Here is an 11,010-nt window from a genome sequence, read left to right as displayed (position 1 = left end):
GTCACGACCCCAAGGTTGCGACCAGCAGGGCCTTGATCGTGTGCATTCGGTTTTCCGCCTGGTCGAAGACGATGGACGCTTCGGACTCGAAGACCTCTTCGGTCACTTCCATGCTGTCGATGCCGTATTGCTGGAAGATCTTCTCGCCGACCTCGGTCTCGCGATTGTGGAACGCGGGCAGGCAGTGCATGAATTTCGCATGCGGATTGCCCGTCGCCGCCATGATGCCAGCGGTGACACGATAGGGTGTGAGCAGTTCAATGCGTTCCTTCCAGACCGAGTCCGGCTCCCCCATTGACACCCACACATCGGTGTAGACGAAATCGCAGCCGTTGACGGCCTCGTAAGGATCTTCGGTCAGGGCGATCTTCGCACCGGTCCTGGCTGCGATCTCCTGGCACTGACGCACCAAATGGTCCTCAGGCCAGCAGGCTTTCGGCGCGCCGAGGCGCACATCCATGCCGATCTGCGCGGCGCCTGCCAGCAGCGAGTTGCCCATGTTGTTTCCGGCGTCACCGAGGAAGGCGAAACTTACCTGGGACAGGTGCTTGCGCGTGTATTCCCGCATGGTCAGGAAATCGGCGAGAATCTGCGTCGGATGGAACTCGTCGGTCAGTCCGTTGTAGACCGGAACGCCGGCATAGGCCGCCAAGGTTTCCGCCTGTTCCTGTCCGAAGCCGCGATACTCGATGCCGTCATACATCCGCCCGAGAACGCGGGCGGTATCCTTCATCGACTCCTTCTTGCCGATCTGGGTGCCGGTTGGCCCGAGATAGGTAACGTGGGCGCCCTGGTCATAGGCGGCCACCTCGAAACCCGTGCGTGTGCGCGTCGAATCCTTCTCGAAGATCAGCGCGACGTTCTTGCCTTTCAGGCGTTGCTCCTCGTAGCCGCCATATTTCGCCTGCTTGAGCGAAGCTGACAGTTTGAGCAGGAAACGGATCTCGTCCGGCGTGAAATCGAGCAGCTTCAGGACACTGCGACCTCTCAGGTTAACGGGCATGATAGACCTCCTTTAAACCGGATCCCGGATGAGGGGGCACGTCATGCAATGACCGCCACCCCTGCCGCGGCCGAGTTCGGCGCCCGGCACGGTGATGACCTCTACGCCTGCCTTGCGCAGTTGGGTGTTGGTGTAGGTGTTGCGGTCGTAAGCGACGACGACGCCAGGCTCGAGCGCCACGACGTTGTTGCCGTCATCCCATTGCTCGCGTTCAGCGACATAGGCATCGCCGCCCGTCTCGACCACGCGCAACTGCTTCAGCCCCAGCACCTCGGCCGCGACCTCTACGAGCGGCCGCTCTTCCTTGCGTACATCGATCGTGCCTTCGCGCTCGCCCGGACGAATGGAATAGGGCTCGATCTTGTGGGCGACATCCGCAAACAGCGTCACGAGATCGCGGTCGCAGAAGCTGAAGACGGTGTCGAGGTGCATGGAGGCGCGCTCGATAGGCAGTTTGCAGGCGATCACTCTTTCCGCGCCGCCCTGTGCGAACAGCGACCGCGCGAGCTGACCGACGGCCTGTGGTGTCGTCCGCTCGCCCATGCCCACAAGAACCGTTCCGTTGCCGATCGGCATGACGTCGCCCCCCTCGAGAGTGGCAAGGCCGTGGTCCTTGTCGGGATCGCCCCACCAGACCGGGAAGCCCATGTCGCGGAAATCCGGGTGGAAGCGATAGATGGCGGCGATGTTGACGGTCTCGAGCTTGCGCGCGTTCCAGCGCATCGGATTGAGCGTGACGCCGCCATAGATCCAGCAGGTCGTGTCACGGGTAAAGAGGTGATTGGGAAGCGGCGGCAGGACAAAATCCTCCGGCCGCAGCGTTTCGGCGAGAAGGCCGGCGCTTTTGATCGGTAACTCCGTCTTGCTCAGTCCGCCCAGCAGGATCAGGGAAAGGGCGTCCGCCTCGATCCCCATCAGATGCGCCCTGAGATCATCGGCGAAGCCGACGCCAACCGTGTCGTCATTGACCCGCCGTTCAAGAAGCCATCGGCGAGCCTCGGGAATCTGTAGCGTTTCTACCAGCATCTCGCGCAGAAACACGACCTCGACGCCGCGATGGCGCATGGCGTCCACGAAGGTCAGATGCTCGACGCGGGCCTGCTTGACCCAGATGACGTCGTCGAAGAGCAGTTCGTGGCAATTCGACGGGGTGAGCCGGGCAAGCGCTGCCCCAGGTCGATGGACCAGAACGCGCCGAAGCTTGCCGACCTCGGAATGGACTCCGTAGGCGTGGGGCATGACAATCTCCTTCAGACGATGATGGCGGCGATGCTGAGGCTCGCCATGATGATGACGGTGAGGATCACGAGAAGCGGCCACATGAAGCGCAGCCACCGTTCGTATGGGATGCGACCTATGGCGAGCGCACCCATGACCACGGCGAAGGTCGGATTAATGAGATTCACGATGCCATTCGCCGACTGATAGGCAGTGACCACCAGATCGCGGCCCACGCCGGCAAAATCGGCGACCGGGGCCATGATCGGCATCGACAGGACTGCAAGACCCGACGACGACGGCACGAAGAACGACAGCAGGATCTGAAGCCAGTACATCACGTTGATAAAGGCGACCTTGCCGAGGCCTGCGACCGAACCTTCGGCCCAATGCAGTATGGTGTCGGTAATCTTGCCCTCATCCATGATGACAACGATGCCGCGCGCCAGACCTATGATCAGGGCAACACCGAGAAGGTCGCGTGCTCCGTTAACGAAGGCATCCGTGAAGTTCTTCTCACCCGTTCGCGCAATGACGCCTATGACAATGGCGGAGGCGAGGAAGAGACCGCTCATCTCGCCCATCCACCAGCCGCCCTTGAGCACACCCCAGATCATCACCACGAAGGTGATGCCGAAGACCGCAAGCACGACCTTGTGTACCAGGGTGAAGTCGATCGTCCCCTCGTGATGAGCGCTGAGGAAAAGCTTCTCGTTGTCGGCTTTCATGTCGTAGACGAGCGATTTGCTCGGATCGAGCCGAACCCGTTCCGCATAGCGCATGACGTAGGCAACGCAGGCGAGCCAGCTCAGCCCGAGAATGACGACGCGCAAAACCAGCCCTTGCGTGAACGGCACGCCGGCCGCGTCAGAGGCGATAACGGTGGCAAATGCGTTGACCGTGGACCCCAAGACACCAACGCCTGCTCCAAGGAGGATGATGGCGACGGCGGTAACCGCGTCATATCGCGCGGCGATCATAATCGGGATCAGCAGCATATAGAAAGCGAGCGTTTCTTCGGCCATTCCATAGGTGGTGCCGCCGAAGGCAAACAGCGCCATCAGGAACGGGATCATCCACTTTTCCCGTCCCTTGAGCTTGGCCATAGCGCGCTCGATTCCGGCATTTATCGCGCCTGTCGAGGTGACGACCCCGATGAACCCGCCAATCACCAGGACGAAAAGAGCGACATCGATGGCGTTTGCGGTGCCGGCTGCGGGGTCGTAGAACCCGCGGATTGGCGCCATGATGATGTCGACTATCCCCTGCGGCGCCGGCTCAGCGACCGCATAGGTCCCGGCGACGGGCACTTGCTTGTTCAGGGCCGCATTCTGAACACGGTCGTACTGCCCGGCCGGTATGATCCATGTGAGTGCGGCGACTAGAACGATCAAGCCAAAGAGGATGGTGAATGCGGTTGGGAACTGAAAACGTCGTTCCTCCGGTGCTTCAGAAACAGTGCTCATACCCCCTCCCAGGAAATAGTTGACAAGCTAAGCTGGCATCTGACCGCAAGCGAATGCTCCGGAACAGAGAAAGGCTTCTCCATCGAGCCAAAGTGACCATTGCTTATTTTCTAGGCCAGGGAATTGATCTGAGTCAACAGATGATGACTAGTAGAATTCAACGCTATGGCACTTTCCCGAAGGCTGATTCCTGGGCTGTTGTGTTCAACCAAAGCGTCGGTCAACGATCTCGCGCTGCATTGTCTGCTTGCTGACCGAATTCTGGGAAAGGAGCCGCGCTTCGATATCCGGCGCAGTCAGGTAAGGTATACCGGATGCCAAGCGTAGATATCGATCAACATCGGTTTGGGCGAAGACAATATCAAGTCGGTTTGCCGGAGAAGCTCGCACCCGGTATGCCCTCGATGACACATTTCACGGCCCGGAGTTGAAGATCTGTCAAATGTACTCCGGTGACCGCGACCGTCCCGCCGTGCACGTCGATCTTCAGCCTTTCCGGATCAAATCCGAGGTCATTGCGGATACGCGCCGAAGCTGCAAGCCTGATACCTTCGTCTCCACGCGCAATGTGTTCGATACCCGAAAAGGAGGTCGCCTTTAAAAGGTCGCGGCGGCTGACGATCCCGATAACCGCACGGTCGGACGTTACCGGAATACGCTTGATGTTGCGGCTCAGCATCATCTCGGTCACCGTCGCCAAGGAGGTGGTATCAGCTACTGTCACAACTTCCGGGGACATGACATCACCAACGCGCCAGCTGTTGCAATGAATGTAATTTTTAAGATCGTTCTCATCGGTCATCGGATGGTCCTGCCGATCGAGCAAAGACCTTCCGATCTCCTTGCGGGACATCAGATCGCCTTCCGTAATGATCCCAACGAGCTTTCCGTCGCTATCCGTCACCGGCAGACCGCTGACGCCACGCTCCAGCATGACTGAAACAGCGTGACGCACATGAGCATCCACACTGATCGTGGCAACGTCCCGCGTCATGATGTCGGATGTGATCATGTCTAACCCCTTTTCAAAAACCGCAGCGCCAAACTGATCAGGCTGCCTTGCCTGTCATGTCGAGAACCACACGGCCGTCGACGCGGCCGGCTTTCAGCTCCTGAAATATCCGGTTGATGTCCTCAAGCGGCGCCGGCGTGACCTGAGCCTTGATTTTGCCTTCGGCAAAAAAGGCGATGGCCTCGTCAAGATCCCGGCGCGTGCCGACGATTGAGCCCCGCACGGTTATGCGCTTCAGGACGACATCGAAAATAGGGGTCGCGAATTCGCCTGGCGGCAATCCGACCAAAGCAACGGTGCCTTTTCGTCGAACGAGCTGGAGCGCCTGCGAGAACGCCGGAGGCGATACCGCGGTGACGAGCACTCCGTGTGCTCCGCCGCCTGTTGCTTCGAGGGCCTCGGCGATGGCGTCCGGGGACCGCGCGTCAAGCGCCAGATCGGCTCCGGTTCTTCTGGCCAATGTGAGCTTCTCAGACGCCAAATCCAGTGCAACGACCTTCAGTCCCATTGCTTTGGCGTATTGGATGGCTACCTGGCCCAGGCCGCCGATGCCGGAGATTGCGACCCATTGCCCGGGTCGCGCTTCGGTTTCCTTGAGCCCTTTGTAAGTCGTGACCCCGGCGCAGAGAATAGGCGCGACCGCCGCGAAATCAACGTCGTCAGGCAGTCTTGCGGCGAATGCAGCATTGGCAATCGCGTATTCCGCGAAGCCTCCATCGCAGCTGTAGCCCGTATTGTGTTGATGCTTGCAAAGCGTCTCCCAGCCGGTTTCGCAATGTTCGCACCGCATGCAGGCGTCATGGAGCCATGCGATGCCGACGGCATCGCCGATTACAAAGTCCGTGACACCTGGACCGAGTGCCGCGACGGTGCCTGCTACCTCATGGCCGGGAATGAAGGGCAGGGATGGCTTGACCGGCCAGTCGCCGGAGGCGGCATGCAGATCGGTGTGGCACACGCCACAGGCGGCCACTTTCACCAGCAGTTCGCCCGGGCCGGGTACGGGTATCGGAACGTTTTCGATCAACAGTGGCTTTCCGAATTCATGAACAATTGCAGCTTTCATAAGTCCTTGCATGACGACAAACCTCCCGTTCGAATAAATCGCTGCTGTATTTCGATCGATTACCTGGATAAGGCTGCGCGGATCACCGCGGCCTCACTTATTGCAAGAAGGTTCGGAAGCGGCGGAGCGCAAACACAAAGAGCGCCGCGCCGATCAGCACGAGAGCCAGCAGCTGTGGCCAGACCACATCGAGGCCCGCGCCGCGAAACAGGATCGATTGTGCAAGGATCACGAAGTGGGTGTTTGGCGCCGCGAGCATGATGTCCTGAATGATCTGCGGCATGCTTTCGCGCGGTGTGAGGCTGCCCGAAAGGACCTGAAGAGGAAGCAGGACCAGCATCAGCAGCAGGCCGAACTGCGGCATCGAGCCGGCGATGGTGGCAAGGAAAATTCCCATGCATGTGGTGGCGATGAGCTGCAACGCTGCACCCGCCAGAAAAAGGCCGACGGAACCCTGGATCGGCACCTGAAGAACCCCCTGCACGACGAACACGATCGACACGGCGCAGGCAACAAGCACGACCAGCCCCATCGACCATATTTTGCTCAGCATGATCTCTGTCGGCGTCACCGGCATCACGAGAAGATGCTCGATGGTGCCATGCTCGCGTTCACGTATGAGCGCCGCGCCCGTGAGCACGATCGAAAGCATCGTGATCGATGAGATCACTTTGGAAATGGCGCCGAACCAACCCTTGTTGAGCTCCTGGTTGAAGCGAGAACGCAGAGCGAGATCCACAGGAACCTCGGTGGTTCCACGGTAGCGGTCGAGATACTCGTTGACTTCGCTGGAAACGATGGACTGGATATAGCCGCCGCCGCTGAAGGCCTGCGACATGCGGGTGGCGTCGACATTGAGCTGGATCGTCGGCGTTCGACCGGCAAGCAGATCACGCTGGAAATTCGGGGGAATGTCGAGGGCGAAGGTGTCGAGCCCCGCATCCATGCGACTGTCCATCTCATGCTGCGATATGATCTTGGGAATGGAAAAATAAGGCGGATAGAACGCGGTCAGGATCCGGGAGGAGACAGGCGACTGGTCCTCGTCGACGACGGCGATGGCTGCCTTGTTGAGCGTCTCGGGCATCGAGGTCGAGGCCGTGTAGATCGACAGGGTGAAGGCATAGAGGATAAGGACGACAAGCATAGGGTCCCGGGCGAGACCGCGTAGCTCCTTGACGCCGAGTTGAAGGATATTGGCCAAGCGCATGGATCACCCCGCCTGTTTCTTGAGGAGCGCCGCGCTGCTGGCGAGAAGAACCGGGACAGCGATCAGGAGCGGGATGAAGGACGCTGCGAGATCGCGGAACTCCAGCGCTTTGGAGAACGTACCGCGGGCGATTGTGACGAAGTAGGTCGCCGGATAGATCTGGCCGATATAGGCGCCTGCTCCCTGAAGGGACGACACCGGATCGATCATGCCGGAATATTGGACGGCCGGAATGAGCGTGATCAGCGCGGTTGCGAAAATCGCGGCGATCTGGCTGCTCATGAAGGTGGAGATCAGCAGTCCGAGCCCGGTCGCCGCCGTGACGTACAGAAGAGCCGCACCCGTCAGCGTCAGGAAGCTGCCGGTCAGCGGTACATCGAAGATGAAGACTGCGAATGCCGTCAACATGAAGAAGTTGAGCATGGCGAGCGCGATATAAGGCAACTGCTTGCCGAGCAGGAACTCGATGCGGGTGACGGGCGTCACGTAGAAGTTGATGATCGACCCCAGTTCCTTTTCGCGCACCACGCTCAAAACCGCGAGCATGGCCGGGATCATCATCAAAAGCAGCGGAATGACGGCCGGCACCATGGCTTTGAGGCTCTCGACACTCGGATTGTAGCGGTAGCGAAGGGCGATCTGGAAGTTGCCGGTCGTTGCCGCGTCTCCGTAGAGTTCACGCGCCTTCTGGGTCAGCCATGTCTGATGCATGCCTTGCACATAACCCCGCACCGTTTCGGCTCGTGAAGGCATCGCGCCGTCGATCCAGGCGCCGATCTCGACCTTGCTGCCGCGCGCGACATCGCGCCCGAAGCCTGGCGGTATCTCCAAGGCGAGGCTGAGTTCGCCGTTGCGCATGCGCCGGTCGAGGTCGTTGTAATCGACGATCGGCGCCTTCTCCGTGAAATAGCGGGATCCGGCGATCTGGAGTGTGTAGTCGCGGCTGATCGTGGTGTCGTCCCGGTCGAGCACGGCAAAGGACAGGTTCTCGATATCCATGTTGATGCCGAAGCCCACGACGAACATCAAAATGACGCTGCCGAGAATGGCGAGCGTCGCGCGGATCGGATCCCGGCGCAATTCGAGCGATTCCCGCCGCGTATAGGCGAGCATACGGCGTAGGTTGAAAGTCGAGCTGGCGGATGAAGCCGGCGGGGGCGCGGCGGCTTCATCCGCCTCTTCACGCTGCGCGATTGGGGCGGGCGCAGCTGAAGCCTCACCGATGGCCTCTTCCAGGTAGGAAATGAAGGCCTCTTCCAATGTCCCGGCGGACCGCTTTTCGACAATGGCGCGCGGCGTATCGCTGACGAGAACCTTGCCGGCATGCATGAGCGAGATACGGTCGCAAAGCTCGGCTTCGTTCATGAAATGGGTCGAAACGAAGATGGTGACGCCGTCCTTGCGCGACAGGTCGGAGAGGATCTGCCAGAACCCGTCCCGCGCCACCGGATCGACCCCCGATGTCGGTTCGTCGAGGATCAGAATGTCGGGCGCGTGGATCATCGCTACGGCGAGCGACAATCTCTGCCGGATGCCGAGCGGCAACGCATCCGGCAACGTATCCATGATTTCATCGAGGTCGAAACGTTCGGCCATGTCTGCAATGCGCGCCGGGATTTTATCGGGCGGCAGGTTGAAGAGCCTGGCGTGCAAGTCGAGGTTCTGGCGAACCGTAAGCTCGGTGTAGAGCGAGAAGGCCTGGCTCATATAGCCGACCTTCCGCCTGACCTCGATATCTTTCGGATCGACCTCGTGGCCGAACAGCTTTGCGGTTCCCTCGCTCGCCGGCAGGAGGCCGGTGAGCATCTTCATGGTCGTGGTCTTGCCGCAGCCGTTCGAGCCGAGGAACCCGAAGATTTCGCCGCGCGGAATCTGGAAGCTGACATTGTCGACGGCGGTGAAGTCGCCGAAACGCATGGTCAGGTGTTCGGCTTCGATGGCGAAGTCCGACCCTCCCTCATCGGATCGGGGCGGTATGACCACCTCGTGGTGACCGGAACGCCTTTCTTCAGGAAGAAGGGCGACGAAGGCGGCATCGAGATTGGCCGCTCCGGTGCGGGCGAGCAACTCCTGCGGCGTACCCGTGGCAAGGATCTTGCCGTCATCCATGGCAACCAGCCAATCGAAGCGCTGCGCCTCTTCCATATAGGCGGTCGCGACGACGACGCTCATCGACGGGCGGTCGCGGCGGATATCGTCGATCAGCTCCCAGAATTGCCTGCGTGACAGGGGATCCACGCCTGTCGTCGGTTCGTCGAGGATCAGCAGATCCGGGTCGTGGATCAGGGCGCAGCAAAGTCCGACCTTCTGCTTCATACCGCCCGACAGTTTGCCGGCCGGGCGGTCGGGGAAGGGGGCCAACCCGGTACGCCGGAGCAGGTCGTCGATGCGGAGTTCACGCTCGCGCTTGTCCTGGCCGAACAGGCGCGCGAAAAACTCGATGTTCTCGAACACCGACAGTGTCGGGTAGAGGTTCTTTCCGAGACCCTGGGGCATGTAAGCGATCTGCGGGCAGGTCCGGTCGCGGTGCTTCTTGTCGGCGATGTCGCCGCCTAGCACATCAATATGGCCGTCCTGGATCTTGTGGGCGCCCGCAATCAGGCTGAGCAGACTGGATTTTCCGACGCCGTCCGGGCCTATCAGCCCGACCATGATGCCGGCGGGAATGTCTAGGCTGACAGCATCAAGGGCGCGCGTCTTGCCGTAAGACAGGCTGACGTCCTTAATTCTTACCACTGCGGCAGAGGGCTCCTGCGCGTCGTGCACTCCCGACGACAGGCTGCTCATTTCACCAGGGCCTCGGTGAGATGTGCAGGCCATTCGGCATCCTGCGCAATGCGGACATAGGCCATCCCGGGGAGCCCCGTCTTGACGTACTGAATGTGCTCGCGCAGCAGTTCCGGCGATATTTTCGCCCTGATGCGGAACATCAGCTTCTGGCGTTCCTCCTCGGTCTCGACGGTCTTGGGGGTGAATTGCGCGACGTCCGCCACAAAGCTTGCGGTGGCGGGTATGACGTATTGAGGAGCGGCGTCGAGAACCAGACGAACCTCAGATCCCATCTGAATGCGGCCCGCTTGCTCGGTTGGCAGGAAGAAAGTCATGTAAACGTCGCTCAGGTCGACAATGTTGAGGACGCGGCCTCCCGACGACAGCACTTCGCCCGGCTGGGCTACGCGGTACTGTACGCGCCCTTCGCGGGGTGATCTCAGCGTGCTGTCATTGATATCCGCAACGATGCTTTCGATGGCCGCCTGGGCGGCCACGACAGAAGCTTCTGCATCAGTGATCTGGGCCTTGGCGGCACCGATGGCAGCATCGGAGGCGGAAAGTGAAGCCTTCGCAGCCGCGACGGCTGCCCGTGCTCTCTGTGCCGATGCCCTGTCGTCATCAAGTGTTTGCAGCGATGTCGTATTGGTTCTGATCAGTTGCTCGGTGCGTGCGAGTTTCCGCTCGGCAGCATCCTGCTCGGCTTCGTGTTGGCCGATCACCGCAGCGGCAGCTTCACGCTCCGCCTCGCGCTGCGACAGAAGGCTTCTTGCCGTATCGACGCTGATGACGGCGCGCTGCAGCGAGGCTTCTGCCTGTTTTTTCTGCGCCTCCAGCTGCTGTGTGTCCATGGTAGCGAGCACCTGGCCGGCTGTTACGAATGAGCCTTCCTCAACCAGGATCTCCTTGATCCGGCCCGCGGTCTTCGTGGAGATATCGATTTCCGTGGCCTCGATCCGACCGTTTCCGCCGGCGATCCCGGCCGGCAGCCCCGATGCATCATAAATGCGCAAGCCGTAATAGGCTCCGGCGACCACGGCAATGACGACGATCGCGACTATCCAGTTCTTGAGCGATTTCACGCGCGGACCTCCCCTTGCGGAGCGGCCGCACGAGCGTACCGCGGATGGCTATGGAGACTATCTGAGGTCATCATGCGAAATTTCATTGTCATGGAAAAGACCCTGTGTTGGTCATGGAAAGCGGCGCTCGGGCAAACACGAGACGGTCCCGCTTCCTTTCCCGGGTGCGAACGAGCGATTGATT

General features: G+C 60.4%; 8 protein-coding genes. All 8 read right to left on the bottom strand.

Annotated elements, in window-relative coordinates; translation table 11 throughout:
- Position 1 precedes the first annotated feature (1 nt).
- Positions 2-1,003, bottom strand: coding sequence for an ornithine carbamoyltransferase (gene argF / locus FAA86_RS19505; RefSeq protein WP_009450513.1), 1,002 nt, complete (start codon positions 1,001-1,003; stop codon positions 2-4).
- Between the two features lie 12 nt (positions 1,004-1,015).
- Positions 1,016-2,242 carry an arginine deiminase gene (gene arcA, locus FAA86_RS19500; protein ID WP_136542759.1) on the bottom strand — a complete coding sequence of 409 codons (1,227 nt, stop codon included), beginning with the start codon at positions 2,240-2,242 and terminating at the stop codon, positions 1,016-1,018.
- An 11-nt stretch (positions 2,243-2,253) separates the two neighbouring features.
- The gene (locus FAA86_RS19495; protein ID WP_009450511.1) at positions 2,254-3,687 is read right to left on the bottom strand and encodes a YfcC family protein; all 1,434 of its coding nucleotides are present in this window, start codon (positions 3,685-3,687) and stop codon (positions 2,254-2,256) included.
- Positions 3,688-4,048: 361 nt separating this feature from the next.
- Entirely contained in the window at positions 4,049-4,699 is a 651-nt protein-coding gene (locus tag FAA86_RS19490) for a CBS domain-containing protein (RefSeq protein ID WP_009450508.1), read from the bottom strand.
- A gap of 37 nt (positions 4,700-4,736) precedes the next feature.
- On the bottom strand, positions 4,737-5,777 hold the full coding sequence (gene adhP, locus FAA86_RS19485; protein WP_040672457.1) for an alcohol dehydrogenase AdhP: 1,041 nt from the start codon (positions 5,775-5,777) through the stop codon (positions 4,737-4,739).
- Between the two features lie 85 nt (positions 5,778-5,862).
- Positions 5,863-6,975 (bottom strand): ABC transporter permease, encoded by a 1,113-nt coding sequence (locus tag FAA86_RS19480; RefSeq protein ID WP_136542758.1) that lies wholly within the window; start codon positions 6,973-6,975, stop codon positions 5,863-5,865.
- A gap of 3 nt (positions 6,976-6,978) precedes the next feature.
- Positions 6,979-9,762 carry a ribosome-associated ATPase/putative transporter RbbA gene (gene rbbA / locus FAA86_RS19475; protein WP_136542757.1) on the bottom strand — a complete coding sequence of 928 codons (2,784 nt, stop codon included), beginning with the start codon at positions 9,760-9,762 and terminating at the stop codon, positions 6,979-6,981.
- A complete protein-coding gene (locus tag FAA86_RS19470; RefSeq protein ID WP_009450504.1) occupies positions 9,759-10,826 on the bottom strand; it encodes an HlyD family secretion protein in 1,068 nt (355 codons plus the stop codon). Before FAA86_RS19470 ends, rbbA begins: the two co-directional genes overlap by 4 nt.
- Positions 10,827-11,010: the final 184 nt, after the last annotated feature.

It is taken from the genome of Rhizobium rosettiformans W3 (assembly GCF_004912135.1).
Taxonomy (GTDB): domain Bacteria; phylum Pseudomonadota; class Alphaproteobacteria; order Rhizobiales; family Rhizobiaceae; genus Allorhizobium; species Allorhizobium rosettiformans.
Note: the sequence above shows the minus strand (reverse complement) of the source record. Positions and strands in the feature narration are given on the sequence as shown.